Source organism: Microbacterium arborescens, assembly GCF_049707515.1.
GTDB classification, from domain to species: Bacteria; Actinomycetota; Actinomycetes; order Actinomycetales; family Microbacteriaceae; genus Microbacterium; species Microbacterium arborescens_B.
The window spans coordinates 1-26660 of sequence record NZ_JBNAFI010000003.1; the positions used below are offsets into that span (position 1 = coordinate 1).

Genomic DNA, 26660 nt, shown 5'->3' on the forward strand with positions numbered 1-26660 from the left:
AGGTGGGCGAGGTTGAAGATGTGGGTGTGGCCGCCCTTGGCGTAGTCGATGGTGTGGTCGATCTCGCACCGGATCGCGGCGCGCCGGCATCCGGGGAACCGGCAGCGCTGGTCTCGGGCGGTGAGGAGCTTCTTCATCGACGCGGTCGGCCGGTATGTGTCGACCTCGACGGGGGTGCGGGTGACGGGGTCGATGAAGAGCCGGTCCCACTCGGACACCTGCCCCGCGAGCTGCCGCGCCGTGTCCGCGTCGATCAGCGCGGCTCCCACCACCTCGGCGGGGTGCTCGTCTTTGCCCATCAACGTCTCGGCGGTGACAGCGACCTGCACCCGTCCGCGGATCGCGCCGAGCCCGCCCGCCCGATCAGTCCCATAGGTCGGGTCGACAACGGGCGCCCCACCGAGGACGAGGTCGCTGAGGATGTCAGCGCGCAGCTGGTCCATCGTCCGCGCATCGGGCGCCTCGCCCGGGGCCGCAGCATCCGCACTCGACGCAGCATCCGCACCACCCGCACCGTCACCCGCAGCGACTCCGGCACCTACCCGTGCGTCCTTGACCGCTTGGCCCATCTGCGTGAGCCGGTCGAGCATTCCCACCGCGATCACCGTCGGGACCGTCGCGATCACATCCGACATCCCGTCAGGTCCGTGCAGCATCCGCACGCACCGTCCCGCGGCAGCCTCGCGGTGCCGCTGTGTGAACGACCGCTCATGCAGCTTCTCCGTCAAAGCCCGCAACGGCTCTCGGACTCGGGTGGCGATGTCGCGCTCGCATACCGCGATCGCCGCGACCTCGAACTCCGCGCGCACTTCCGCGGGCACACCGGCCCCGGCTTTCACGACGACGTCGACGTGGTCGCGGGTGATCCGGCGCGACTCCCACGCCGCGAACACGGCAGGGTAGTCATCCACGATCGTCAACGCGTGATCGATATCCGCCTGCAGTCGGCGGTCGCTGCGCCGCGCCATGCCCGCAGCCTCTGCCGCCACCGACCGCAGCTCCATGTCCGACGCCACCCCACGCACCCCATCACGGCGCGCCTCGCGCAGAGCCGACCGACCCAACTCGGCCAAGGCACGCACCGACGCGACTTCACCCGCGTGAAGGAGGTCGAGCGAGCGTCGGAATCCAGCAAACGCAGCGTCGTGCGGCGCCCGCTCTGCGGTGTCTTCGCTCGACTGACCTGTCGCTGACATGTTCCCATTGTCGCAGAGGGGTCAGACATCACCCTCGAACACAGCTACGAACTCAACAAGTGCCCGCCATCGCTACTTGGGGAGGAGCGCGCGGTCAGGGAATCCGCACGCCGGTGAAGCTCGTCCGCTGTCGCAGCTCGAATCCGAGCTTCTCGTAGCCGGCGATCGCGTTGACGTTCGACGCCGCCGCGTGCATCATCGCGCGGCCACCCCGCTGCTGGATGTGGAACGCGACGTCGAGGACGAGCCGTGAGGCCAGCCCTTGCCGGCGAAAGGCCTCGTCGGTCGCGACAGCGCTGATCTCGGTCCACTCGCCCGGCTGCAGGCGCTCCCCCGCCATCGCGATCAGCCGCCCCTCGCGCCGGATGCCGATGTACCGCCCCAGGAGGTAGGTCCGCGGACGGAAGGGCCCGGGCCGGTTGCGCTCGACCAGGGCCAGCATCTCGGCCACATCCGCTTGGCCGAGCTCGACCGCCTCGTCATCCGGTCGGGGTCGCAGGCGGTCGGTCTCGACGAGCTGCACGCCCGCCCCGCGGAAGGTCTCGACCCACCCATCCGGAAGCTGTGGCGCCGGTGCGGCAGACGGCGCACCCGCACCTTGCGGAGCGACATCGGGCGAACTGATGCTGAACTCGTTGCCCGAACCCACCACGGTCGCGAGAGAGTCCCAGACAGCGGGCTCATCCCACGACCGCACCCCGACGAAGCCTGCGACGTCATCCGGGTATCGGCGGACGAGGTCGTCACCGATGGCGAGATGCGCGTGCGCGCCAGTCAGCGAGTGCCAGGCGGCGTTGTCCCGGACGTCGGCAACGCCGAGCACCGTGGGGGTGGTGATGGTCATGGGGCATCGTCCTCTCAAACAGACCGCTGATCGCGTTCGGCCGTCGACACCATCGCTTTCGCATGCGGCGCCGTCGAACCCAACGCGCAGCAGCCGCGATCCATACCGCGGATGCCGCACGGCGACGCTAGCCGCCTCGATGTGCGCTCTTTCGCGCTGCCGCCACATACGGTCACGGACCGCACCGCGGGCGATAGTGTCCCCTCGTGCAGAACCCTCAGCAGGTGACGGTGTGGTCGCTTCTCCGTCTGCCGATGGCCGTCGTGATCCTCGCCGCCGTCGTGACCCAGTTGGCCGTCTCGTTGACGCGCACGGCGGAGGCCGGCGGAGATGTCGCCACCGTGTTCGCGAACTTCTTCAGCTTCTTCACGATCCTCTCGAACGTGATCGCCGCGACCGTGCTCGCGTCGGCGGCCATCCGCACGCTCACCCGCCCGACCGGAGCGGAGACCTCGCTCGGGCTCGCCGCGGCGCTCGCCTGCGCGACGACGTACATGGTCATCACCGGGATCATCTACAACGCCCTCCTCCGCGGCATCACACTTCCGCAGGGATCGGAGCCGGTGCCGTGGTCGAACGAGGTGCTGCATCTGATCGGACCGATCTTCCTCCTTCTCGACCTGCTGATCGGCACCCGCCGGCGGGCGCTCCGATGGCGAGTCGTCTGGGTGATCGTGGCCTTTCCCCTGCTGTGGGTGGCGTACACGCTCGTCCGCGGGCCACTCGTCACGAACCCGACGACCGGTGAGCCGTACTGGTATCCGTACCCCTTCCTGAACCCCAACAATCCGGGCGGATGGGGGATGGTCGCGGCGTATGTCGTCGTGATCGCCGTGTGCTTCGTCGTGGTCGGCTTCGGCGCGGTGTGGGCCACCCGTCGCCGCGCCCGCAGCAGACCTCCTCAGGTCACCGCGGCAGAGTGAGGATCTCCGCCGCCCCGTCGGTGATGGCGATCGTGTGCTCGGTGTGCGCGGTGAGGCATCCGGTCGAGCTGCGGAGCGTCCACCCGTCAGCGTCGGTGACGAGGACGTTCGTGTCTGCCATGACCCACGGCTCGATCGCGATGAGCAGACCCGGCCGCAGCGTGTAGCCGCGGCCCGGCCGTCCGCTGTTGGGGATGTGGAGGTCGCCGTGCATGACCGACCCGATGCTGTGACCGCCGAACTCGGTGTTGATCGAGTAGCCCGCGCCGGAGAGCACGGTGCCGATCGCGCGGGAGAGGTCGCCGACCCGATTGCCCGGACGTGCCACTTCGATAGCGGCAGCGAGAGCCCGTTCCGTCGCCTCGATCAGTGCGACCGCGTCGGCGGACCGACGTGCGCCGACGATGAAGCTGATGGCGGCATCCGCGGCCATGCCGTTCTTGATGACCGCGAGGTCGAGGGTGAGCAGATCGCCGTCCGCCAGGCCGTAGTCATGCGGCATCCCGTGCAGAACCGCGTCGTTCACGGCCGTACAGATGTAATGCCCGAACGGGCCACGACCGAAGGACGGCGCGTAATCGACGTAGCAGGATGTCGAGTCGTTCTGGGCGATGAGCTGCCTCGTCCACTCGTCGATCTCGAGCAGGTTGGTCCCGACCCGCACGCGCGACTCGATCTCGCGCAGGATGCCGCCCACGATCGCGCCCGTCTCGCGGGCTCGGTCGATCTCGTGCGGCGCGAAGATCTCGATCATCGACTGTCTCTTCCCATAAGGCGGTATACAAATACCGGTCAAACTATACCGATACGATGGGCGCATGATGGTCCGTCGGGCACTGACCCCCGAAGCACGCGACCGCGGCCGCCGCCTCGGGAGCCTCCTGCGTCGCGCCCGCGGCGACAGGTCGATCACGGATGTCGCAACGGCCGCGGGCGTATCGCCCGAGACTCTCCGCAAGATCGAGACGGGACGGCTCGCCACCCCGTCGTTCGCCACGGTCGCAGCCGTCGCAGCGAGCCTCGACCTCTCGCTCGACGCACTGGCCGCTGACGCCCTGCTCGCAGACGCCGCCTCGATCCCGGGCCGCTGAGACGTCCGGCCCTGCGCCGCGAAAGGGAGCCGGACCGGACGCCCGTGAACGTCGGATGCCGGCCAGTCAGCGCGCGGCAGCCCCGGGGTCAGACGCCGTCGCGCAGGTCGCGGAAGAACCCGTCGACGTGGGTGCGCAGTGCCTCGACGCGGCGGTCGCGTGCGGCCGCGGCGTCGAATCCGAGGTAGGGCGGCGGGTCGAGGCGACGCACGTTGCGTGAGCACTCGAACCGCGAGCACAGCAGGGTCCCGACGGTGTTGCCGGAACGGCCGGCCTTGCCGGCGCGCTTCGCGGCGAAGAACACCACGTCGTTCGGCAGCGTGACATCGCAGCACCACGAGCACTGCGGTCGGGTCCTCGTGGGCTGGTCGGCTTGACGGAGCTGCAGGCCGACGGGCTCCCCGTCGACGTCAGCGACGATGAACCCGAGCATCGGCGTCTTGGGGTCGCGCCATCCGTAGTAGTCACGGGTCGACCAATCGACGTCCGTCAGATCGGCGGGGACGACGAGCGAGCTGCGCTCGCGCTGAGAGACGTTGATGAACGAGGAGCGGATGGCTTTCTCGGTGAGAGCGAACATGGAAGGTCCTGTCTGAGTACGCGTTCGCGCACGACTCTCGCGCCGTCACCCGGAGCGGGGTTCCAGCACGCAGTCATGAGCAGATCGTCGCGGAGCGAACGGAGCCGCCCGCGATCGGGAAGGCGCATCGCGGACGAGGTCGACGCGATGCGCGCCGGATCAACCGGCGAGGAGGACGAAGGATGCCGCGCCTGTGCCGCCGGCGCTGAGCGCGCCGGAGACCCCCTCACGCCCGGAGGGCATCAGCAGACGGACGGTACGCACGCCTCCAGGTTACTCCCTGCCCGACCAGGCATCCCCGGCGGTAGTAGCATCCCCCCGTGGCGGCGAACGAGCGGGGACGGCGACTCGTCGAGCGCGTCGGTGCACGCCTCGAGCAGCATCATCCGTCGTTCTTGATCTCGCATCCCACAGCCCTCGGCGTCGTCTGGATGACCGGCACGGTCGCCCTGCTGGTCGTGTGCGATCTTCTGGGCGGTCCGCACTGGCTACGCGCAGCCCTCACTCTCACCGCGGCGCTGCCACCCCTCGTGGCCACGCTCGCCGTCCTCTCGCAGACTCCTCGGTCGCATCTCGAGTACGAGCCGTCGATCCTGGCCCACTTCTTCGCGCGATTCCTGGCCCTGTTCAGCGCCTTCATCTTCTGGCTGGGCTCGATCGTGATCGGCGCCGCGATCGCCGTGCAGTTGACGGACGAGAGCGGCAGCGACATCGAGACGGCCTGGCTCACCGCCGCCGATCTGTTCGGGCGCATCGTGCCGCCCGTGACGGTGCTGCTCTATTGCGTGCTGATCATCCGCTACGCCGGTTACCTCGTGCGCCTGCGCGGATGGTCCGCCGTACCGACGCGGCACCGCATCCCGGAGCACTTCCTCGCCGAGGCGCCGCGCACGCGACAGCTCGTCATCGGTCTCGCGCATCCCGGGCTCTTGCTGGCGGCCGGTCTGCTGTCGACGCTCGTCGCGATCGCCCTGACGTTGCGCGCCGAGGCGCTGCTGTCCTGAGCGCGAGCAGTCCGCAGGCTCAATCGACCGCGGCGCGCACCAGCTCCCGCATCCGGCGCTCGACCTCGGGAGTGACCTCGACGATCGCGAACGACGTCGGCCACATCGCCCCGTCGTCGAGGGTCGCGGTCTCATCGAAGTTGAGCGTCGGATAGCGGGTGTCGAACTTCGACTTCGGCTGGACGAAGATCACGACCTTGCCGCCGCGCGCGTACGCGGGGAAGCCGTAGAACGTCTTGGGATCGAGGTCGGATGCCTCTTCCGACACGATCCGGTGCACCGTCCGGGCCACCTCGCCGTCGATCCCCTCGAGCGCCTCGATCGCCGCCATGCAGGCCTCAAGCTCCTTCGCGAGCTTCGCCGCCCCCTTGAGCCCCTTCGTCGACCGCAGCTCGTCGGCACGCTGCTTCATCGCGGCCTTCTCCTCGTCGGAGAATCCCGCCCCGCCCTTCGCGTCGTCAGCCATCATCGCCCCTTCCGGCCCGCGGCGCGCGGGCGTCCCGGTCCGATCGTGCCACCCGGAGCGCGTCCTGAACAGGTGCCCCGCCCGCGCGGCCATCGTCCGCGCGGGCATCGGCGCCGCGTGCCCTCGAACGCGCTACCCGGGATGCGGCATCCGAGACCCTAGGCTCGGTTCATGCGCGCTCGCCTCGGCTCCACCCTGCTCGTCCTGTCGGCTCTCGCCCTGGCGGGATGCGCGTCGTCGCCCGCGCCCGCCGAGCCCGACGCGATGCCGACGGCCGATGCCGTGCCCGACGGTGCCTGCGCCTATGTCGAAGCCGCCGGCGGGGTGCGCGACGTCGAGATGCCGCCCGCCGAGGCCGAGGTGTCGGGTCAGCTCGCCGCCGTCCTGCAGACGTCGGTCGGCGACATCCCGATGACCCTCGATGCCGATCGCACTCCGTGCACCGTGGGCAGCTTCGCGTCGCTCGCCGAGCAGGGCTACTACGACGACTCGCCCTGCCACCGCCTCACCACCTCGGGGATCTTCGTACTGCAGTGCGGCGACCCGTCGGGCACCGGTCGGGGCGGACCCGGGTACAGCTACGCCGATGAGCTCGACGACAGCGAGACCTACCCGGCCGGGACAGTCGCGATGGCGAACGCCGGTGCGAACACGAACGGCTCGCAGTTCTTCCTCGTCTACGAGGACTCCCCCCTGCCCCCGGCGTACACCGTCTTCGGCCAGCTCGACGAGGCGGGCCTGGCCGTCGTACGCGAGGTCGCCGCCGCGGGGGCACAAGGCGGCGCCGCCGACGGCGCCCCCGCGACCGAGGTCACCATCACGGGCGTCTCGCTCGGCTGAGGCTCCCGGCCTCCTGCCGCGCGCCGCCGCGTCGCCGAAGCCGTGGCGAGAACGCACCACCCCTGCGACAACGCACCCTGCGGGGTACCTTCTCGCGGCGACGGTGCGTTCTCGGGCGCAGTGGGGTTCCCGGCGGCGCAAACGCCGGCGACATCTGCGGTAACGCGAATTCGCCGGCGCGGGAACGCCCGCGAAACTCGGTGTGACGCCGACGACCCGACGGCGCAGACCTCCGGAAAGGCCCGACCGTGATCGCGCTCGAGCACGTATCTAAGACGTACGGCGGCGTGCCCGCCGTCGACGACGTCTCGCTGGAGATCCCCTCGGGGCAGATCTACGGCATCGTCGGCCAGAGCGGGGCGGGTAAGAGCACGCTCGCCCGGATGGTCAACCTCATCGAGCGGCCGGATACAGGCCGAGTGGTCGTCGACGGCGTCGATCTGACCGCCCTCGACGCGAACAGCCTGCGCGCGGCACGCCGGCGCATCGGCATGGTCTTCCAGCGGTTCAACCTGCTGGGCAGCCGGTCGGTGCGGGGCAATGTCGAGCTCGCGCTCGAGCTCGACGGCACGTCGAAGGCCCAGCGCCGCGCCCGTGCGCAGGAGATGCTCGACCTCGTCGGCCTCGGCCACCGCGGCGACGCGTCCGTCCACGAGCTGTCGGGTGGGCAGCAGCAGCGCGTCGGCATCGCGCGCGCCCTCGCGAGCGGCCCGAGCGTGCTCCTCTCCGACGAGGCGACGAGCGCGCTCGACCCCGAGACGACGACCGCGATCCTCGACCTGTACCGGCGGATCAACGCCGAGCTCGGGCTGACGGTGCTCCTCATCACCCACGAGATGGATGTCGTGAAGTCGACGTGCGACTCGGCCGCCCTCCTCGAGCACGGGCGCATCGTCGAGAGTGGCCGGCTGACCGACGTCATCCGCACGCCCGGTTCCCGGCTCACATCGCAGCTCTTCCCGCTCGGCCCCATCCCCGCGGGCGCCGACCCGAGCGCGACCGTCATCGACATCACCTTCGCCGGCGGCACCGCCGATCGTCCTGTCATCGCCCGGATCGCCCGCGACCACGACGTCGATGTCTCGCTGCTCGGCGCACTCGTCGAGCAGATCGCCGGCACACAGGCCGGTCGTACCCGCCTCGAGGTGCCCGCGGCCGCGGCATCCGCCGTCATCGCCGACCTGCGCGGTCAGGGGCTCATCGTCGACGTCCTGCGCGACGCCGGCACCGTCACGCCGACAGGCGCGGGCCGAGGGGATGCCGCATGAACGAGCAACTGCTGAACCTGCTGCTGGTCGCCACCGCCCAGACGCTCTACATGGTCGGCGTCGCGCTGCTCGCGACGATCGTCATCGGGCTACCGCTCGGGGTCGTGCTCGTCGGCACGGAACAGGGCCGGTTCCTTGCGACGCCGTTCGGTTCGCGCCGTGCCGGCATCGTGATCAACCGCGTCCTCGACTTCATCGTCAACCTCGGCCGCTCCGTGCCCTTCATCATCCTGATGGTCGCCCTGATCCCGTTCACGCGACTCATCGTCGGCACCTTCATCGGGCCGACCGCCGCGATCGTGCCCCTGTCCGTCGTCGCCATCCCGTTCTTCGCCCGCATGGTCGAGATCGCGATCAAGGAGGTCGACGACGGGCTGCTCGAGGTCGCCGCGTCCCTCGGTGCGAGCCGCTGGCAGCTCGTGACGAAGGTGCTGCTGCCCGAGGCGGCGCCCGCGATGCTGCTCGGCCTGTCGACGACGGTGACCTCGATCATCAACTTCTCGGCCATGGTCGGCACCGTCGCGGGCGGCGGCCTCGGCGACGTCGCGATCCGCTACGGCTACCAGCAGTACAGCTGGATCCACATCGTCAGCGTCATCGTCGTGATCTTCGCGATCGTCATGGTGCTGCAAGGGCTCGCCAGCTGGGGCGCCCGGCGCCTCGCCCGGCGTTCCCCTCGAAGCCGCGGCGCCTCGCGACGTGCCGCACGACGCGCCCGCATCACGACACCGGCATCCTGAACCACCGAACCGCTGCAACACCCGTTCCGCACCGCATTCGCTCCGCACCGCACCCGCATCCGCATCCGTTCCCTGAGAGGACTCCCCCATGTCTCGCACCGCACGCACACCGCTCCTCGTCGCCGCCGTCGCATCGGCCGCTCTGCTGCTGACCGGCTGTGGCAGCTCGGCCGACACCGCAGACGCCGGTTCCGGTGACGGCGACAGCCTCGGCACGATCAAGGTCGGCGCGCTGCAGACGCCCGCCGGCGACATCCTGAACCACATCGCCGAGAACGGCGCCGCCGAGCTCGGGCTCACGATCGAGTTCGTGCCCTTCACCGACTACAACACCCCGAACACGGCGCTCGTGGACGGGTCGATCGACGCGAACCTCTTCCAGAACTCGACGTTCCTCGAGAACTTCAACAGCAACACCGGATCGGACCTCATCAGCGTGGGTGAGGCGTACCTGCCCTCGGCGGCGTTCTACTCCGACAAGGTCGACAGCCTCGACGACCTCGAGGACGGCGCCACGATCGCCATCCCGAACGACCCCACCAATGAGGGACGTGCGCTGAAGCTGCTGGCGCAGGAGGGCCTCATCGAGGTCTCGGACGACGTCGTCGACCTCACCGGCATCACCGACAACCCGCGCGACTTCGAGTTCCAGGAGATCGAGAACGCCACGCTCCCGCAGGCCGTGCCCGACGTCGACGCCGCGTTCGTGACGATCAGCTTCGCGCTGCCCGCCGGCCTCACGGCCGACGAGGCGATCCTCACGGAGGGCGAGGGCAGCCCGTACTACAACGTGCTCGCCACGCGCCCGGACCTGAAGGACGACCCCCGCATCGTCGCGCTCTACGACCTGCTGACCTCGCCCGAGGTCGCCGACTTCGAGAACGAGACCTGGGGCGGCCTCGTCGTGCCCGTCACGCAGGGCTGACACCCGCGGCTCACGCTCGCCGCACATCGCCCGCCCGCCCGCTCAGTAGGATTGTCCCCATGTCGAAGGTCCTCCAGTCCCTGCCCGTCGGCGAGCGCGTCGGCATCGCCTTCTCGGGGGGTCTCGACACCTCCGTCGCCGTCGCCTGGATGCGCGACAAGGGCGCCGTCCCGTTCACCTACACCGGCGACCTCGGCCAGTACGACGAGGACGACATCGCGTCGATCCCGGGCCGCGCGCTGCAGTACGGCGCCGAGGGCTCGCGCCTCATCGACTGCAAGCCGATGATGGTCGAGGAGGGCCTCGTCGCCCTCGCGTGCGGCGCCTTCCACATCCGCTCGGGCGGTCGCACCTACTTCAACACGACGCCGATCGGCCGTGCCGTCACCGGCACGATGCTGGTCCGCGCCATGAAGGAGGACGGCGTCGACATCTGGGGCGACGGCTCCACCTACAAGGGCAACGACATCGAGCGGTTCTACCGCTACGGCCTGCTCGCGAACCCCGCGCTGCGCATCTACAAGCCGTGGCTCGACGCCGACTTCGTCACCGAGCTGGGTGGCCGCACCGAGATGAGCGAGTGGCTCGTCGCGCACGGCTTCCCGTACCGCGACTCGGTCGAGAAGGCCTACTCGACCGACGCGAACATCTGGGGCGCGACGCACGAGGCGAAGACGCTCGAGCACCTCGACGTGTCGCTCGAGATCGTCGAGCCGATCATGGGTGTGCGGTTCTGGGATCCCGCGGTCGAGATCGAGACCGAGGACGTGTCGGTCACGTTCGAGGCCGGCCGCCCCGTCGCGGTCAACGGCGTCGAGTACTCCGACATCGTCGAGCTCGTGATGGCGGCGAACGCGATCGGCGGTCGCCACGGCCTCGGCATGAGCGACCAGATCGAGAACCGCATCATCGAGGCGAAGAGCCGCGGTGTCTACGAGGCTCCGGGCATGGCGCTGCTGTTCATCGCGTACGAGCGCCTGGTCAACGGCATCCTGAACGAAGACACCCTCGCCACCTACCACGAGCAGGGCCGCCGCCTCGGCCGCCTGATGTACGAGGGCCGCTGGCTCGAGCCGCAGTCGTTCATGCTGCGCGAGTCGATCCAGCGCTGGGTGGGCTCCGCGATCAGCGGCACGGTGACCCTGCGCCTGCGCCGCGGCGAGGACTACACGATCCTGAACACCGAGAGCCGCAACCTGTCGTACTCGCCGGAGAAGCTCTCGATGGAGCGCGTCGGCGACTCGGCCTTCGGGCCGACCGACCGCATCGGCCAGCTCACGATGCGCAACCTCGACATCGCCGACTCGCGGTCGCGCCTCGAGCACTACGTCGGCATCGGCCTCATCGGCGGCCCGACGGCCGAGCTCGTGGGCGACCTCGAGCGCGGCGGCGCCGCCGAGATCACCGGCAACGTCGAGCCGACCGACCAGGATCTCGCCGACAAGGTGGATGCCGCGGGCGAGTCCGCCTCGTTCGACTTCGGCGCCGACTGACACGGCGCCGGGCCCGGCGACCGCCCTCACGCGGCGCAGCCCGCCGCATCCGAGTGATCCGACGCGGCACCGGCTTCGACAGCTCCAGCTCGGCTGGTCGCCGACGTCAGTCCGCGCCGAAGATCTCGGGGTCGACGGGACGCAGCCGACGGGGCAGATTGGCGACGACGAGCAGGTACGAATCGGTGACGAGCTCGCGGACGAGTTGCGCCTCCAGTCCCCCGCCGGGATGCAGGGTGATCCAGTGCCGCTTGTTCATGTGGTAGCCGGGTCGGATGTCGTCGTACTGCGCCCGGAGAGCCTCACTGTCGGACGGGTGAGCCTTCACGGTCACGATCTTCTCGCCCTCGCGGTCGGTCTGGAGCATGAACACCTTGCCGCGGACCTTGAAGACGTCCCACTCCGCACCGAACGGGTGCGTCAGTTCGGAGCCGGGCAGTTCGTCCGCCCGCGCCGTGGCCGTCCTCTGCAGTAACTCTCCGTGTCGGTGGTCCATCGCTGATCCCTCCATCGGTTCAGGCTCGTGATCCGGGACGCGTCGGCGGGCTGCCAGACACGGCCCCACCGTAGGCGACGGGTACGACGGCGAGAGAACTTGCACATACGTGTGCACGTTCGTATCATCGACGGGTGACCGACACTGTCTCCACCCGTCGCCCGCGGAAGGATGCCGCCGCCAACCGCGCCGGCCTGCTCTCGGCCGCCGCGCGAACGCTCGCACTCGACCCGAGCGCCTCGGTCGATGCGATCGCGCGCGCCGCCGGCCTCAGCCGCCGCGCGCTCTACGGCCACTTCGACGACCGCGACGCCCTGGTGCGCGAACTCGTCGCCTCGGGCGCCCAGCGCTTCAACGCGATCGCCGCCGACCCCGACCTCCACCTCGACACCGAGCCCGCGCCCGTCGTGCTCGCCCGCCTCACCGGACGCCTGTGGGGCGAGGCATCCCACGTGCAGGTCGCGGCTGCCGTCGCGCTCGACGAACGCCACGTCGAGGACTCCGCGGCGGCGCTCGCCCCGCTCCGTCGCGCGCTGATGAACCTCGTCCGGCGCGGCCAGGACGACGAGAGCCTGCGCACCGATGTCGCCGCCCCGACGCTCGCGCGCCTGATCGAGGAGACCGCGCGCACCGTCATCGTGCGCCTGGACGCCTCGTCGCCCGAGGCGCGATCCCTCGTCGTGCGCGCCGTGCTGTCGATCGCGGGGCTCTCGTGGCGCGAGGCCGAGACGCTCATCGCTTCGCATCCCGACGTCGTGGCGGCGTCCTGATGCGCGTCGAGCTGCGCGAGGTGGCGAAGGGACGACGCGACCTCGCCCTGCCGCCGACGAGCCTCAGCTTCCGATCGGGCCGCGCCACCCTCGCCATCGCCGAGACCGAGCAGCGCCCGACGGTTCTGGGCCTCATCGCGAGCGGGCGGATGCGGCCCGACGGCGGCACCGTGACGCTCGACGGAGCCCGTGCCAGCCGCAGCCTCAGGCACCGGACCGCCCTCGTCGACGCGCCCGACGTCAGTGACGTGCCGCCGAACATCTCGACCGTCGGGGTGGTCGGTGAGGAGCTGATGTTCGCGGGCCGACCCGCCGATCCGCTCTCCGCCCGACGCTGGCTCGACGAGCACGACCTGCGCGCGTACTCGCGTGTTCCGATCGGAGATGTGCCCGCGACCGACCGCATCCGGATGCTGCTCGAGCTCGCGGTCCTGCGGCCCGGCGTCGACGGCCTCGTCCTCGTCTCCCCCGACCGGCACGGCGGCGACCCCCGTGCCTGGTGGGGACTCGCACAGGAGTTCGCCGGCCGCGGCTATGCCGTGCTCGTGATCGCCGGCCAGGCAGCCGCGAACCTCCTCACCGAATCCGACCCCTCCGCGCCGCACCGTCGGCCGCTTCCCAGCGGCATCCGGCTGCGGGGCACCCGCCCGAAAGCCGCCCGATGAAGATCCCCGCCCTGATCAGCGCCGAGCTGCGCCGCCTGACCGCCACCCGGATGTCGGTGGTCGCGCTCATTGCGCTCATGCTCGTGCCCGTGCTCTACGGCGGCCTCTACCTGTGGGCCAACCAGGACCCGTACGGCAAGTTCGCCGACATCCCGGTGGCCCTCGTCGACCTCGACCAGGGCGCGCCCGCGAGCGATGGCGACGGCACGGTCGACTACGGCTCGCAGGTGGCCGATCAGCTCATAGACGACGGAGCCTTCGGGTGGCGGCGCATGGATGCCGCGCAGGCGCGCGAGGCGCTGCGCACGGGCGACGTCGACTTCTCGGTCACGCTGCCCGACGACTTCTCGCTGGCGCTGACGAGCGCGGCGGGCGACGACCCCCATCAGGCGACGCTGGTGCTCGCCACGAACGACGCGAACAACTACCTCGCCTCCTCGATCGGCTCGCAGGCCGTGGAGCGCATCCGCAGCTCGGTGGCCGAGCTCGTCGGTCGCGAGGCCGCGTCGCGACTGCTCACCGGCATCGCCGACATCCGCGTGCAGCTGCAGAACGCGACCGACGGCGCGAACCAGCTGGTCGACGGCGCGGGCCAGGCCCTCTCCGGCGCGAACGATCTCGCCGACGGCACCGGTCAGCTCTCGAGCGGCGCCGTGCAGTTACGTGACGGCGCCGGCAGCCTCGCCGCCGGGGCGTCGCAGCTCGCCGACGGCACGCGTGCGCTCGCGCAGGGGTCGTCCGACCTCGCCACGGGCGCAGCCCAGGTGTCCGACGGCACCGCGGAGATCGCCGGCTATGCCGATCGCGCCCGCAGTGCCGTCAACGAGGCCGCCGGGCAACTGCCTCAGGTGCGGTCGGACATCGCGGCTCTGCTCGCCGACCGCGGACTCGACCAGGCGCAGATCGACGACGTGCTCGCGCGCCTCGATCCGATCGGCGAGCGCCTGCAGTCGGGCGCGACGCGCGTCGACGATGCCGTGGGGCAGATCGATCGTCTCGCCGCCGGGGCTGCCCAGGTCAGCTCGGGTGCCGCGCAGCTCGCCACGGGCGCGGCGCAGGCCGCCGATGGCGCGGCATCCGTGTCGTCGGGTGCGGGTCAGCTCGCCGCGGCGACCGGAGAGGCCGCCGACGGAGCCGCCCGACTCCACGACGGCGCCCGTCAGCTCGCCTCGGGTCTCGGAACCCTCGACGGCGGGCTCGTGACACTGCGCGACGGACTGGACTCGGGTGTCGCGCAGCTGCCCGACTCGACGCCCGGCCTTCGCGATCAGCAGGCGCAGACGATCGCCGACCCGGTGTCGGTCGACTCGGGCAATCTCGCGAAGGCCGGCGACTACGGTGCCGGGCTGGCGCCGTTCTTCGCTGCGCTTGCGGGGTGGATCGGCATCTACGCGCTGTTCCTCATCGTCAAGCCGATCTCACGTCGCGCCGTGACGGCACTGCGTTCGCCCGTGCGGGTGACGCTCGCCGGCTGGCTGACCCCGGCCATGCTCGGCAGTGTCGGCATGGTGGTCCTGTTCGGCGTGCTCTCGTTCGCGCTCGGGTTCGACTTCTCGAGCCCGGTCGGGACGCTGGGGATGCTGCTCACCGCGTCGTTCACCTACGCCGCGATCATCCTCGCGCTCAACGTCTGGCTGGGATCGGTCGGCCAGTTCGTCGGTCTCGTGCTGATGGTTCTGCAGCTCGTGACGGCCGGCGGCACATTCCCGTGGCAGACGCTGCCGGCTCCGCTCGCGGCCCTGCACCACGTGCTGCCGATGGGCTATGTCGTCGACGGGATGCGGCAGTGGATGTACGGCGGCGACCTCAGCCGCGTGAGCCTCGACCTCGCCGTGCTCTTCACCTGGATGCTGGGCGCGTTGCTGCTCGCGGCGATCGGGGTCACCCGGATGACGCATCGCCGCACCCTCCGCGACCTGCAGCCGAGCCTCATCGGCTGACCACCCGGGCTGGCACACTCGGAGCATGGAACAACGCCTCAGCTTCATCACGTTGGCCGTCGCCGATGTGGACCGCAGCGGGGCCTTCTACGTCGACGGGCTCGGCTGGACCCCGATCTTCGTCGGCGACGACGTTCTGATGCTTCCGGTGGCCGATCGCCTGATCCTCTCCCTCTGGTCGCTCGCCGGGTTCACTGCCGAGATCGGTGCAGCGCCGGCGACGGGACTGGCGCCGCTCACCCTCTCGCACAACGTCGCGACGCCCCGCGACGTCGACGCCGTCCTGTCCGAGGCGGCAGCGCTCGGCGCACCGGTGACTGCGGGCTGCCGGCGCGAGTGGGGCGGCTACTCGGGCTACTTCGCCGACCCCGACGGCTTCAGGTGGGAGATAGCGGTCAACCCGGGTCCGACGGGAGAGTTCGTCCTCGCACCCGGCCCGAACTGAGCGAGCGTCGCGTGCCGGACGCCACCGCCGAACGCTCCTGACGCGCCGTCGATCGCGCGCATCCGCTCCCGAACGCGAAGGGAATACCCGGTCGACCGGTCCAGACGAGCGGCGGTCCGGTTATCCTCGGTTGACGTTTCGAACGAGGACCCCATGCGACCCAGTCTCCGGATGCCGCCCGCCGCGGCCGCGCTTCTCGCGATGGCGGTCGCCCTGGGGGCGGTCGCCTCCGTGACCGGCAGCGCTCATGCGGCGGAGCCCGAACGCGCCGCGGCCTCCGCGCCCGCCCCGCATCCGGGTCCGAATCCCCTCGCGCGCGGGGCCGCCCTCCCCACCTACTCGGCTGCGGCCGTCGCGGCGGCGGATGCACGAGCGCAGGGTCGCACCGCGGTCGCCGACGCCCTCGACGTCATCGCCCGCACGCCCACCGCCACGTGGCTCGGCGAGTGGTACAGCGATGCCGAGCTCGTCCGCGTACTCAAGGCCGAGACCGCCGCGGCGAAGAAGCAGCGGAAGGTCGCGACCTTCGTCATGTACGCCATCCCGGCGCGCGACTGCGCGGCCCACTCGTCGGGCGGACTCACGCCGACGCGGTACCGCGCCTGGACGAAGCTCATCGCCGACACCCTGCGCGGCACCGGCTCGGCCGTCATCGTCGAACCCGACGCGCTCGCGATGCTCGGCGACTGCGCCGGCCAGGGCCCGCGCACGAGCCTCATCCGGGATGCCGTATCGGCACTCACCGCAGCGGGCGTCGCCGCGTACATCGACGCCGGGAACGCGAACTGGGTGCCTCCGGAGACGATGGCCCAGCGCCTGCGCGACGCCGGCGTGCTGAAGGGCCGCGGGTTCGCCACGAACGTCTCCAACTTCTCGCGGACCGCGACGGAGCAGCAGTACGCGGAGCGGCTGCGCGCGCTGCTCGGCGGCACGCCCCGCTACGTCATCGACACCTCGCGCAACGGCCGCGGGTGGCAGGGCGACTGGTGCAACCCCTCGGGCGTCGGCCTCGGCACGACGCCGCGCGCGGGAGCCCCGGGCTCGGCGCTCGACGCGTTGCTGTGGATCAAGCGACCCGGCGAGAGCGACGGCCTGTGCAACGGCGGTCCCGCTGCTGGCAGCTGGTACGAGAAGGCCGCGCTCGAGCTCGTGCGCAACCGTGCGCGCTGAGCGCACCTCGATCCCTCAGGCCGCACCCCAGGTGACGGCGATGACGGTGACGTCATCCTCCTGCTCGGTCCGGGTGGCGCGGGCGACGAGCTCGTTGACGATGGTCTCGATGTCATCGCGCCCCTCGATGAACTCGCGATAACGGTCGATCGAGTCGAGCGAGCCGCCGAAGAGGTCGAGCACGCCGTCGCTGACGCTGATGACGCTGTCTCCCGGCTGGAGCGAGACCTCCGAGCTGGTCCAGTTGCTCCCCACCCCGATCGGGAGGTGCCCCGATCGGAGGAACACGCTCGTACCGTCGATGCTGCGGATGACCGTGAGTCCGTGGCCGGCGTCGACCCACCGCAACGTGCCGTCGAGGCTGATGCGGGCGTGGAAGCACGTGGTGAACTGTGCTCCGATCGCAGCGGCCGGGCCGGTGTCGAGACCCACGGCCGCACGGCGCAGGGCGGTGGCGGGGTCCGCCTCGTCGAGGCTGCTGCGGATGACGGTGCGGACGGCGGCGGCGATCATCCCCGGTCCGACGCCCTTGCCCATGACGTCGCCGAGGGTGAACGCCGTACCTCCGTCGGGCGTGGCGTACCAGTCGTAGAAGTCCCCGCCCACCGTGCGAGCGGGTACGCAGGCACCGGCCACCCGGAAGCTGCCCGGCAACGACGAGCCGTCGACGGGCTGGAGCGAGCGCTGCACGAGGGCGGCCTGCGAGACCTCGGCCTCGGCGAGGCGCCGGTGCCACTGCGACGTCGTCAGCTTCTGCAGCGAGAGTCGCGACAGCTCGTTCACGACCGCGCCCGCCGCCGCGTAGACCAGCACGGCGATGACCAGGCGCACCGTCTCGCTCACCGTGATGCCGTGCCCGGGCACGAGCACCATCGGCAGCAGCAGTGTCACGCATGTGCCGGCGAGGGGCACGAGGATGCGCCAGCGGCCGGGACCGGCGGCGATCCAGATGACGGGCAGCACGATGATGGCGAGGAACACCGATTGGGTGTCGCCCGTGCCGAACCTCAGGAGCCCGACGGCGATGAAGTCGCCGATCGGGATGGCTATTTCGGCGCGTCGGAGAGCCGGCGACCTGACCATGAGCGCGGCGACCAGCAGCAGCGCCACCGCCAGCGCGGCGCCCTGCCACATCCGGGACGCATCGGTCACGCTCAGCCACGGCATCGCGGCACTTGCGACGGCGGCGCCCACGACGAAGGCGGCGATGATCGCCTGCCGCGCGAAGGGCTCCCATGACCTGCGCGCCGACGCCAGGATCACCGGAGCGGTGTCGAGAACCGCGGCCCGGGTGTCAGGAGGGGCGGACGTCATGCCTCTAGTCAATCGGACGATGACCGGCCGCGGGCGGAATTGCGCGAAACGAACTATTTAGTACAGTCGTGCTAAATAGACGCCCTCGACCTCTCGGAAGGAATCGCCATGATCTTGGCTGCGATCATCGCCTGCGAGGTGGGGTTCTGGGTCGCGATCGCGGGTGGGCTCATCACGCGCTACGTCCTCCACCGCCCGCGACTGGGCGGGGTGCTCCTGCTCGCAGCACCGCTCATCGACCTCATCCTTCTCGTTCTCGTCGCCGTCGATCTGCTGCGCGGCGGCACGGCCTCGTGGCACCACGGTCTCGCGGCGCTCTACATCGGCGTCTCCGTCGCTTACGGACATCGCATGGTCGCCTGGGCGGACGCGAAGTTCGCGACCCGCTTCCGCGGGGCCGCGCCACGGCCCCGGCTGTACGGAGCCGCATACGCCGTGGCGTGCTGGAAGGACGTGCCTCGCACCGTCCTGGCAGCAGCGATCGCCGCGACCATCCTCGGCGGGCTCATCCTGCTCGTCGGCGACGCAGACCGCACGTCGGAACTGCTCGGCTTCTTCCCCGTCTTGGGGGTGATCGTGGGCGTCGACGTGCTTTGGGCGTTCGGCTACTCGGTGTGGCCGAAGCGCCCACCCGCCGCTGCGGCAGGATGAGGTCATGCCCCGCCTCATCGACCACGACGATCGGAACGACGAGATCGCGGCAGCAGCTTTCCGAGTGCTCGCCCGCGACGGCCTGGCCGCCCTGTCGGTTCGGAAGGTGGCAGACGAAGCCGGTATCGCGACGGCATCGCTGCGTCGCGCGTTCCCCACGCAGGACGCCTTGCGCCGATTCTGCTTCGAGCGCCTGCGGACCGCTGTCACGAGCCGCATCCGCGCCGTATCGGGCGAGGGGCGTGAGCGTGCGATGGGGTGGATGCGGGAGCTCCTGCCCCTCGACATGACGCGCCGCGTGGAACTGACCGTCCAGCTTCAGCTGAGCCGGCTCGCGCTCACCGACCCCGGCCTCACGGGCAACGCGCAAGAGCTGCACGAGGGTGTCGGGAGAGTGTGCTCGGCGGTGCTCGACGAGCTGGCGGGAGCAGGCCTGCTCGAACCCGATCTCAACCGCGAGCTCGAGACCGTGCGCCTGCACGCCCTTCTCGACGGACTGGCCCTCCACCTGCTGTGGACCCCGTCGGACGACCCCACCCGCGATGCGGACCGAGTGCTCGCACGCCATCTCGACACGCTCGCAGGGTAGGCGCCTGACCGTCCGGCCGCGCCGGCCCGTTCAGTCGCGGGTGTCGCTGGGTGCCGGCGCCTCGGGACCATCCAACCTGTGAACTCCGCGGGCTGTGTGCTGCAGCCCTGGCTGTCCAACACGGACTGCATGGGGCTCACATCATGCGGATATAGTGCGCGCCCGATGCTCGGTGAGCGGCGAAACTGGACGGCACCGACCGTGTGCTGGAACTCTGGGGGCTACGGAGAAGTCGCCCCCAGCCAGCACCCGTGCTGACTCCAGCAATTTCTGAGCGGAGGTCCGACCATGAGCATTAAAGGGCACCGACCAATCAGAGCCTTCCTCGCGGCCCTGTTTTTCGTGGCTGCAGCGTTCCTCATGGTCGGACTTGCTGCTCAGTATCTGGAAACGAGAGTCAGTGCAGAGGCGCAATGTCAACTCGCTCCGCCTGCCGATGCCTCCTTGACAGAGCAGGCTCTGACACATGCCGAAGCCTCCGCATGGCCCATCGGTCGGCGGTGCACCTGGCTGCTCGCGGACGGCTCCACAGCCACCATTCACTCGAGCTGGACAATCACATTCCTGACAGCTGGTGCCACCGCCGTCTGTCTTTTGCTCGCTATGTGGGCGGGCGGCCTGGCATACCGCACGCGCGATCGAATGATGTGGGTTCTTGCTTTGGTGAGCGTTATCACCCCGGTCCTGACCTGGGTCATCCTTGGCTGGGTCGCTTCCGCATTTCAGTACGCAACTGCAATGTAGCTGAGAGCGAGCAGCCGGGCTGCCGTAGTTCGGAAAGTGTGCTCGGCGGTGCTCGACGAGCTGGCGGGAGCAGGCCTGCTCGACGCGAGTCTCGACCGCGAGCTCGAGACCGTCCGCCTGCACGCCCTTCTCGATGGACTGGCCCTCCACCTGCTGTGGACCCCGTCGGACGACCCCACCCGCGATGCGGACCGAGTGCTCGCACGCCATCTCGACACGCTCGCAGGGTAGGCGCCTGACCGTCCGGCCGCGCCAGCCCGTTCAGTCGCGGGTGTCGCTGGGTGCCGGCGCCTCGGCGAACTCGTCGACGAAGAGCGAGTCCCGGTCGAGCGTCTGGTTCCGGTAGGCCTGGCGCCCCACCATGTGCGCGGACAGCGGCGCCGTGGCGAGCTGGATGAGCGCTACGGGCACGAGGAACGCGACGACCGGCCACGAGTGCAGCGAGACCCCGACGGCGATGCAGATGAGAATGAAGCCGAGCACCTGAGGCTTCGTCGCGGCGTGCAGGCGTGTGGGGACGTCGCGAAAACGCAGCAGACCGATCGCGGCGGTGAGGCACAGGAGGGCGCCCAGGAGGACGAGCACGAGGGCGATGACGTCGGTGATGCTCATGATGCGTCCGTGTTGTCCTTCCGTGCGACGAAGCGGGCGATCGAGATCGAGCCGAACACGCCGACCGCCGCGACGATCAGCAGCACGGGCAGGGTGCGTGTGTGATGGTTGATCGCCATCTCGGCACCGAGCGCGCAGATGACGAGCGTCAGGAGCACATCCGACGCCACGGCGCGGTCGAGGATCGACGGTCCGACGATGATGCGCCAGAGGGTGAGCAGCGCCGAGACGGCGAAGACGACCGAGATGACGACGATGAGCCAGGTCACGAGCGCTCCCTCCGCAGATCCGACAGCTGATGCGCCTGTTCCTTCGACCCGACCGCGCGGACGATGCGCTCTTCCCAGTGCTGGATCTCGCGACGCTGCTGCTCGAGCTGTTCCTGGCTGCGGACGCCGATGGCATGCACGTAGAGGATGCGGCGGTCGCGGTCTATGTCGATGATGAGCGAGCCGGGGATCAGGGATGCCGTCACCGCGACGTGCGTCATGATCAGGTCGTCATCCGTGCGCAACGGAACGGCGATGATCGCGGCTCCCGGCTGACGCCGCGGGTCGATGACCTGCCAGGCCACCAGCAGCGAGCCCTTGACGAGGGAGAGCAGGAACTCCAGGAAGAAGACCAGGCCCCACCAGAGGTTGACCCGACCCGAGAGCTCCACCGGGGGCAGCCGGAAGATGCGGGTGACGAAGAGCGCCACGACGATTCCGGTCAGCGCCGCGAGGACGGTGAACTGGCCCCACAGCAGCATCCAGAGGGCGACGAGCCACACGAAGAACGGCAGCTGTCGCCACAGCGCGGTCGCGGCGTTGCGCTTGGCGGCGCCCCTCATCCCTGCACCTCCCGCTCGAGCTGGCTGATCGTCACCGGCTGCAGGAGCGAGTCCCCGATTGCAGCGCACAGGTCGTACAGCGGCCCGGCGAACACGGTCAGCGCCACCGTGACCGCGACCATGCCCGCCGTGGCGGCCGTCATGATGCGCGGGATGACACGCCTCTGCGTCTGGACGTCGGCGCCCTCGGCATCCCCGAGGTACGCGATGCGCGCGTCGGTCTCGCTCTCGCCCTCACCGGTCTCGTCCTTCTCGCGCCAGAACGACAGGTTCCACGCGCGCATCAGCGCGTACAGGGTGAGCAGCGAGGTGATGATGCCCGCGACGATGAGCACGTACATCAGGGGCGTGCCCTCGTCGGCCGCCGCGTCGAAGAGCGCGTACTTGCCGATGAAGCCCGAGAACGGCGGGAGACCACCGAGGTTGATCGCCGGGATGAAGTAGAGCACGGCGAGCAGCGGCGCCGCGCGCATGAGGCCCCGCACCTTGAGGATCGAGGTCGACCCTGCGCGGCGCTCGACGAGCCCGACCGCGAGGAAGAGGGTCGTCTGCACGACGATGTGGTGGACGATGTAGTAGATCGTCGCTCCGACCGCCGCGGGTGTCGCGATGGCGAGCCCGAAGATCATGTAGCCGATGTGGCTGACCAGGGTGAACGACAGGATCCGTTTGAGCTCGGCCTGCGCGACGGCGCCGAGCACCCCGACGATCATGGTTGCGAGGGCGACGATCAGCAGCAGCGTGTTGACGTCGTTGTCCTGGAAGATCTCGGTCTCGGTGCGGATGATCGCGTAGACGCCGACCTTCGTCAGCAAGCCGGCGAACACCGCCGTGACCGGCGCCGGTGCCGTCGGGTACGAGTCGGGCAGCCAGAACGACAGCGGGAAGACGGCCGCCTTGATGCTGAAGGCCAGCAGCAGCATCAGGTGCAGGACGAGCTGGGTCTCCTGCGGCAGCTCGGTCATCCGCTGCGACAGCTGCACCATGTTGACCGTTCCGAGCGCCCCGTAGATCGCGGCGATGGCGGAGAGGAACAGGATCGACGACACCAGCGAGACGACGATGTAGACGACGCCGGTGCGGATGCGCGACTCGGTGGAACCGAGCGTGATCAGGACGTACGACGCGACGAGCAGGATCTCGAAACCGACGTACAGGTTGAACAGGTCACCCGCGATGAAGGCGTTGAAGATGCCCGCCGAGAGGATGAGGTACGACGGGTGGAAAATCGACACCGGCGTCTCGTCGTCGCCGTCGGCGGCGCCCTGTCCGACCGAGAAGAGCAGAACGGCGAGCAGCACGACGCTCGACACCACGACGAGCAGGGCCGCGAGCCGGTCGACGTAGAGCACGATGCCGAACGGGATCGGCCACCCGCCCACCGACACCGCGATCGGCACGCCGGTGGCGTTGATCGCGTTCAACAGCACGGCCGCGATGACGAGCGTCGCGGTGAGCGTGACGATCGAGACGCCCACCTGGATGCGGCGGCGACGACCGAAGATGAGTGCGACCGCGGCCCCCAGCAGGGGCAGCGTCACCAGGAGGGGGACCAGGGCGCTCATCGGTCTCCTCCGGGGCGATCGGTGGGCGCGTCGTCGCGCAGCGCGTCGAAGTCGCGCGAGTGCAGCACGGTAATGGGCGAGGTGAGGTCGCCGACGAAGTCGGTCGTCGCGTCGTCGTCCTCGTCGGTGATCTCCTGCTCCATCGCCTCCTCGTCCTCGGCCACGCGGCCGCGCACGGCGATGTCGGCCTCGTCGTCCTCGACGGTGTCGGCCTGGCCGAGCTGCCACGAACGGTAGATGAGGGCGAGCAGGAACGCCGACACGGCGAAGGTGATGACGATCGCCGTGAGGGTGAGGGCCTGCGGCAGCGGATCGCTGAACTCGGCCGGATCGTCGGCGGAACCGTAGAACGGTGCGACGCCGGGCGCGCCCATGACCACGAGCAGGAACAGGTTCGCGGCGTTGCCGAGCAGGAGGAAGCCGATGAGCACTCGCGTGAGGCTGCGCTCGAGCATCGCGTAGACGCCGGCGGCGAAGAGCACCCCCATGATGATGATCAGGATCAGCGAGACGTTCATCGGGCGAGCTCCTCTCCGGCTTTGCGCTGACGGTCGACTTCCGCACCGAGCGAGCGGAGCACGTCGAGGACGAGCCCGATGACCACGAGGTAGACCCCGACGTCGAAGATCGTCGACGTGACGAACTCGACGTGGCCGAGGACCGGCAGCTCGGCCTCCCAGAACGTGCTGGTGAGGGCCGGCGCGCCGAAGAAGAGCGGGACGATCGCGGTGCCGACGGCCAGCGCCATCCCGACGCCCAGCAGACGGCCCGCATCGGTCGGAGCCGCGGCACCGAGCTCGTACGGCCCGCCCGCGACGTAGCGCATGACGAGCGCCATGCCGGCGACGAGACCGCCCGCGAACCCGCCGCCGGGCAGGTTGTGACCGGCGAAGAGCAGGTAGAGCGAGACGACGATGATCGTGTGGAAGAGGATGCGGACGATCACCTCGAGCATGATCGACCGGGTCTCGGGGCGGAGCTTCTGCCCTCCCACGAGCCATGCCTGCCGCGACGAGCCCGTGCCGGCCCGCGGACGCGGACCCTCGGCCGTCTCGACGAGCGGGCGCCGCGTGCGGAGCACCCCCGGCGGCAGCGACGAGACGGCCCGCGACAGGGTGTCGGAGCGGTGGGTGACGAACACGAGCGAGGCGACACCGGTGGCGGCGAGGATGAGCACCGACAGCTCGCCCATCGTGTCCCATCCGCGCAGGTCGACGAGGGTGACGTTGACGACGTTCTTGCCGTGACCGATCCCGTAGGCGAGGTCGGGGAAGGCCGTCGAGATGGGCTCGGCGACGCGCGCGCTGGTCGCGACGATCGCCACGAGCGCCATCGTCGCACCCACGGCGAGCCCGAGCAGCGCACGGCCGATCGGCCACACCGAGGCGTTGTGATCGCCCATCCGCGAGGGGATGCGGCGCAGCACCAGCGCGAAGGCGATGAGCGTGACGGTCTCGACGAGGATCTGCGTCAGCGCGAGGTCGGGGGCTCCCGCCGACGCGAAGAGCGCGACCATCCCGAGGCCGGTGACCGACACCAGCACGACGCCGGTGTAGCGCTTGCGGGCGCGCACCGCGATGATGCCCGCGATGATCATCACCGGGGCGACGAAGACCTGCATCGGCGAGTGCCATGCCGCGAGGTCGGCCTGCCAGCCGCCGTGGGCGATGAGCGCCGTGCCCTCGGCCGCGACGAACACGACGAAGATCGTTCCGACGTAGACGGGCAGCGATCCGCGTTGGGTGAGCGACGTCGTCCAGACCGAGGTGCGCACGACCGCGCGCACCGTGCCGTTGTAGGCATCGACGGCGGTGAAGGGCAGCCAGCGGCGCTGCGTGCCGCCGCCGCGGCCGACGAACCAGAACAGCGCGAGACCGGCGAGGATGCTGCCCACCGAGAGGAACAGCGCCGGCTCGAGACCGTGCCACAGCGCGAGGTGGTACTCGTACCCATCGGAGCCGGCCGACTCGGGCATCGTGTCGGCGTAACCGCTGAACGCGGCGTCCAGCAGCGGGGCGGCGATACCGCCGACGATCGACAGCCCGCCCAGCAGCACCGGCGCGGCGAGGAAACCGATGGGCGGATCGGGCCACTCGGTGCGCGGGAGCGTCTCGCCCGCGGCATCCTTCTTCGTCCAGAACGCACCCCAGATGAAGCGCGCACCGTACGCGGTCGTCAGCACCGACCCGAGCACGATGCCGATCAGGGGCGCCAGCGAGGCCGGGTCCCCGCCACCCTCGAGCAGCGACGACAGCACCGCCTCTTTGGCGACGAACCCGATCGTCGGGGCGAGGCCCACCATCGACCCGATCGCGATGATCGAGAACACGGCGAGCGTCGGCGCCTGCCGGCCCACGCCGGAGAGCTCGCGGATGTCACGGGTGGAGAGCTGGCGGTCGATGACGCCGACCACGAGGAACAGCGACGACTTGAACAGCGCGTGGCCGACGAGCAGCGCCAGCCCCGCGAGCGCGGAGTTCCGCTCGCCGTAGCCGAGGACGACGGTGAGCATGCCGAGCTGGCTGACGGTGCCGAAGGCGAGGATGCGCTTGAGGTCTGACTCGCGCAACGCCTGCAGCCCGCCGAGAAGCATCGTGAAGACGCCGAGTCCGATGACCATGGGCCGCCACGGGTCTTCGTGAGCGAAGGCCGGCGCGAGACGGGCGATCAGGTAGATGCCGGCCTTCACCATCGCCGCGGCGTGGAGGTACGCGCTGACCGGAGTCGGGGCCGCCATCGCGCCGGGAAGCCAGAAGTGGAACGGGAAGATGGCGGACTTGCTCAGCGCTCCCACGAGCGTGAGGGCGATCGCCACGTTGAGGAGCGCACCCTCGGGCGGCGGGGCGGAGACGATGGCGCTGAGGCTCGTCGTCCCGTAGAGGACGACGAGCATGACGACGCCGATCAGCATCACGAGTCCGCCGAGGGTCGTGACCAGCAGCGCCTGCAGGGCCGCTCGCCGGCTCGCGCCGCGACCGTTGTAGAAGCCGATCAGCAGATACGACAGGACGCTGGTGATCTCCCAGAACATCACCAGCACGACGATGTCGTCGGTGAGCACGAGTCCGTACATGGCGCCGGCGAAGGCCAGGAGCACGGCTGCGAACTGTCCGACGCCGACCTTCTTGCCGTCGAAGTACCAGCGGCAGTAGATCATCACGAGAGCGCCGACGCCCGTGACGATCAGCGTCATGATCCACGCCAGCGTGTCCATCCGCATCGACAGGGCGATGTCGAGCTGCGGGATCCAGGCGTATGACTCGAACGGAATGCTTCCGCTGAGAACCTCAGGACCGCGGAGCGCGGCATCGAGGAAGGCCCCGATCGGCAGAAGCGCCGCGACGAAGAAGGCGCGAGCCCCAATTCGTCTGATCAACCACGGCAAAACCAGCGGTAGAACCGCGAACGCACCGAGGAAGATCAGCAACAGGCCTCCTCTGGGCGTGGGGGGTCGTGTCACCCATCCTACCGACAGGATGCGGGTGAGCGGCCCACGG

General features: G+C 70.0%; 29 protein-coding genes. 16 read left to right on the forward strand and 13 right to left on the reverse strand.

The window, feature by feature from the left end:
- Together ACPYN5_RS06930 and ACPYN5_RS06935 are read right to left on the reverse strand one after the other, a co-directional pair.
- Positions 1–1016 (reverse strand): HNH endonuclease signature motif containing protein (locus tag ACPYN5_RS06930; protein WP_424448255.1); only part of this gene is annotated, 1016 nt, incomplete at its 3' end.
- 274 nt (positions 1017–1290) lie between these two features.
- Positions 1291–2040, reverse strand: a complete 750-nt coding sequence (locus ACPYN5_RS06935) for a GNAT family N-acetyltransferase (RefSeq protein ID WP_424448256.1) — start codon at positions 2038–2040, stop codon at positions 1291–1293.
- A 206-nt stretch (positions 2041–2246) separates the two neighbouring features.
- Here ACPYN5_RS06935 and ACPYN5_RS06940 point away from each other — a divergent pair, with 206 nt between their 5' ends.
- Positions 2247–2963, forward strand: a complete 717-nt coding sequence (locus ACPYN5_RS06940) for a Pr6Pr family membrane protein (protein ID WP_424448257.1) — start codon at positions 2247–2249, stop codon at positions 2961–2963.
- Here ACPYN5_RS06940 and map read toward each other — a convergent pair.
- Positions 2947–3717: a type I methionyl aminopeptidase gene (gene map, locus ACPYN5_RS06945; protein WP_424448258.1), complete on the reverse strand. Its 771-nt coding sequence runs from the start codon at positions 3715–3717 to the stop codon at positions 2947–2949. The genes ACPYN5_RS06940 and map overlap by 17 nt on opposite strands.
- 67 nt (positions 3718–3784) lie before the next feature.
- Between map and ACPYN5_RS06950 the strand changes: the two genes are divergently transcribed.
- A complete protein-coding gene (locus ACPYN5_RS06950) occupies positions 3785–4054 on the forward strand; it encodes a helix-turn-helix domain-containing protein (RefSeq protein WP_424448686.1) in 270 nt (89 codons plus the stop codon).
- A gap of 88 nt (positions 4055–4142) precedes the next feature.
- Here ACPYN5_RS06950 and ACPYN5_RS06955 read toward each other — a convergent pair whose 3' ends face one another.
- Positions 4143–4634, reverse strand: coding sequence for an FBP domain-containing protein (locus ACPYN5_RS06955; RefSeq protein ID WP_424448259.1), 492 nt, complete (start codon positions 4632–4634; stop codon positions 4143–4145).
- Positions 4635–4954: 320 nt separating this feature from the next.
- On the opposite strand from ACPYN5_RS06955, the gene ACPYN5_RS06960 reads away from it, so the two are divergent.
- Entirely contained in the window at positions 4955–5638 is a 684-nt protein-coding gene (locus ACPYN5_RS06960; protein WP_424448260.1) for a hypothetical protein, read from the forward strand.
- A gap of 19 nt (positions 5639–5657) precedes the next feature.
- Here the strand turns inward: ACPYN5_RS06960 and ACPYN5_RS06965 are convergent, their stop codons facing one another.
- Positions 5658–6104 carry a hypothetical protein gene (locus ACPYN5_RS06965; protein ID WP_424448261.1) on the reverse strand — a complete coding sequence of 149 codons (447 nt, stop codon included), beginning with the start codon at positions 6102–6104 and terminating at the stop codon, positions 5658–5660.
- A gap of 171 nt (positions 6105–6275) precedes the next feature.
- Between ACPYN5_RS06965 and ACPYN5_RS06970 the strand changes: the two genes are divergently transcribed.
- The 5 genes from ACPYN5_RS06970 to argG all read left to right on the forward strand — a co-directional run bounded on the left by ACPYN5_RS06970 (position 6276) and on the right by argG (position 11370).
- A complete protein-coding gene (locus tag ACPYN5_RS06970) occupies positions 6276–6944 on the forward strand; it encodes a peptidylprolyl isomerase (protein WP_424448262.1) in 669 nt (222 codons plus the stop codon).
- A gap of 248 nt (positions 6945–7192) precedes the next feature.
- Complete coding sequence (locus ACPYN5_RS06975) at positions 7193–8212, forward strand: methionine ABC transporter ATP-binding protein (RefSeq protein WP_424448263.1); 1020 nt, start codon at positions 7193–7195, stop codon at positions 8210–8212.
- The gene (locus ACPYN5_RS06980; protein ID WP_424448264.1) at positions 8209–8952 is read left to right on the forward strand and encodes a methionine ABC transporter permease; all 744 of its coding nucleotides are present in this window, start codon (positions 8209–8211) and stop codon (positions 8950–8952) included. The genes ACPYN5_RS06975 and ACPYN5_RS06980 overlap by 4 nt, the downstream gene beginning before the upstream one ends.
- A gap of 88 nt (positions 8953–9040) precedes the next feature.
- Positions 9041–9877, forward strand: a complete 837-nt coding sequence (locus ACPYN5_RS06985; protein WP_424448265.1) for a MetQ/NlpA family ABC transporter substrate-binding protein — start codon at positions 9041–9043, stop codon at positions 9875–9877.
- Between the two features lie 59 nt (positions 9878–9936).
- Positions 9937–11370: an argininosuccinate synthase gene (gene argG / locus ACPYN5_RS06990; protein ID WP_424448266.1), complete on the forward strand. Its 1434-nt coding sequence runs from the start codon at positions 9937–9939 to the stop codon at positions 11368–11370.
- Positions 11371–11476: 106 nt separating this feature from the next.
- On the opposite strand, the gene ACPYN5_RS06995 is transcribed toward argG, so the two are convergent.
- On the reverse strand, positions 11477–11866 hold the full coding sequence (locus ACPYN5_RS06995; RefSeq protein ID WP_424448267.1) for an MmcQ/YjbR family DNA-binding protein: 390 nt from the start codon (positions 11864–11866) through the stop codon (positions 11477–11479).
- Between the two features lie 134 nt (positions 11867–12000).
- Between ACPYN5_RS06995 and ACPYN5_RS07000 the strand changes: the two genes are divergently transcribed.
- The 5 genes from ACPYN5_RS07000 (at position 12001) to ACPYN5_RS07020 (ending at position 16856) form a co-directional block, all read left to right on the forward strand.
- Positions 12001–12636, forward strand: coding sequence for a TetR/AcrR family transcriptional regulator (locus tag ACPYN5_RS07000; protein ID WP_424448268.1), 636 nt, complete (start codon positions 12001–12003; stop codon positions 12634–12636).
- Entirely contained in the window at positions 12636–13301 is a 666-nt protein-coding gene (locus ACPYN5_RS07005) for a hypothetical protein (RefSeq protein ID WP_424448269.1), read from the forward strand. Before ACPYN5_RS07000 ends, ACPYN5_RS07005 begins: the two co-directional genes overlap by 1 nt.
- Positions 13298–15241, forward strand: a complete 1944-nt coding sequence (locus ACPYN5_RS07010; protein WP_424448270.1) for a YhgE/Pip family protein — start codon at positions 13298–13300, stop codon at positions 15239–15241. Before ACPYN5_RS07005 ends, ACPYN5_RS07010 begins: the two co-directional genes overlap by 4 nt.
- 25 nt (positions 15242–15266) lie before the next feature.
- Positions 15267–15686 carry a VOC family protein gene (locus tag ACPYN5_RS07015; RefSeq protein WP_424448271.1) on the forward strand — a complete coding sequence of 140 codons (420 nt, stop codon included), beginning with the start codon at positions 15267–15269 and terminating at the stop codon, positions 15684–15686.
- Positions 15687–15839: 153 nt separating this feature from the next.
- Positions 15840–16856, forward strand: a complete 1017-nt coding sequence (locus ACPYN5_RS07020; protein WP_424448272.1) for a glycoside hydrolase family 6 protein — start codon at positions 15840–15842, stop codon at positions 16854–16856.
- Positions 16857–16871: 15 nt separating this feature from the next.
- Here the strand turns inward: ACPYN5_RS07020 and ACPYN5_RS07025 are convergent, their stop codons facing one another.
- Positions 16872–18170 carry a PP2C family protein-serine/threonine phosphatase gene (locus tag ACPYN5_RS07025; RefSeq protein WP_424448273.1) on the reverse strand — a complete coding sequence of 433 codons (1299 nt, stop codon included), beginning with the start codon at positions 18168–18170 and terminating at the stop codon, positions 16872–16874.
- Positions 18171–18278: 108 nt separating this feature from the next.
- On the opposite strand from ACPYN5_RS07025, the gene ACPYN5_RS07030 reads away from it, so the two are divergent.
- From ACPYN5_RS07030 to ACPYN5_RS07040, 3 genes are all read left to right on the forward strand, one after another.
- Positions 18279–18821: a hypothetical protein gene (locus tag ACPYN5_RS07030; RefSeq protein WP_424448274.1), complete on the forward strand. Its 543-nt coding sequence runs from the start codon at positions 18279–18281 to the stop codon at positions 18819–18821.
- 4 nt (positions 18822–18825) lie between these two features.
- Positions 18826–19410, forward strand: a complete 585-nt coding sequence (locus ACPYN5_RS07035) for a TetR/AcrR family transcriptional regulator (RefSeq protein ID WP_424448275.1) — start codon at positions 18826–18828, stop codon at positions 19408–19410.
- A 744-nt stretch (positions 19411–20154) separates the two neighbouring features.
- Positions 20155–20385 (forward strand): TetR family transcriptional regulator C-terminal domain-containing protein, encoded by a 231-nt coding sequence (locus tag ACPYN5_RS07040; RefSeq protein ID WP_424448687.1) that lies wholly within the window; start codon positions 20155–20157, stop codon positions 20383–20385.
- A 30-nt stretch (positions 20386–20415) separates the two neighbouring features.
- Here ACPYN5_RS07040 and mnhG read toward each other — a convergent pair whose 3' ends face one another.
- The 6 genes from mnhG to ACPYN5_RS07070 are packed head-to-tail and all read right to left on the reverse strand — an operon-like array spanning position 20416 to position 26590.
- Positions 20416–20766 (reverse strand): monovalent cation/H(+) antiporter subunit G, encoded by a 351-nt coding sequence (gene mnhG, locus ACPYN5_RS07045; protein ID WP_424448276.1) that lies wholly within the window; start codon positions 20764–20766, stop codon positions 20416–20418.
- Positions 20763–21035, reverse strand: coding sequence for an MrpF/PhaF family protein (locus tag ACPYN5_RS07050; protein WP_023953368.1), 273 nt, complete (start codon positions 21033–21035; stop codon positions 20763–20765). Before ACPYN5_RS07050 ends, mnhG begins: the two co-directional genes overlap by 4 nt.
- Positions 21032–21598 (reverse strand): Na+/H+ antiporter subunit E, encoded by a 567-nt coding sequence (locus tag ACPYN5_RS07055; protein ID WP_424448277.1) that lies wholly within the window; start codon positions 21596–21598, stop codon positions 21032–21034. The genes ACPYN5_RS07050 and ACPYN5_RS07055 overlap by 4 nt, the downstream gene beginning before the upstream one ends.
- Entirely contained in the window at positions 21595–23163 is a 1569-nt protein-coding gene (locus ACPYN5_RS07060; RefSeq protein WP_424448278.1) for a Na+/H+ antiporter subunit D, read from the reverse strand. The genes ACPYN5_RS07055 and ACPYN5_RS07060 overlap by 4 nt, the downstream gene beginning before the upstream one ends.
- The gene (locus ACPYN5_RS07065) at positions 23160–23681 is read right to left on the reverse strand and encodes a Na(+)/H(+) antiporter subunit C (RefSeq protein WP_424448279.1); all 522 of its coding nucleotides are present in this window, start codon (positions 23679–23681) and stop codon (positions 23160–23162) included. Before ACPYN5_RS07065 ends, ACPYN5_RS07060 begins: the two co-directional genes overlap by 4 nt.
- A complete protein-coding gene (locus ACPYN5_RS07070; RefSeq protein WP_424448280.1) occupies positions 23678–26590 on the reverse strand; it encodes a Na+/H+ antiporter subunit A in 2913 nt (970 codons plus the stop codon). The genes ACPYN5_RS07065 and ACPYN5_RS07070 overlap by 4 nt, the downstream gene beginning before the upstream one ends.
- Positions 26591–26660 lie beyond the last annotated feature (70 nt).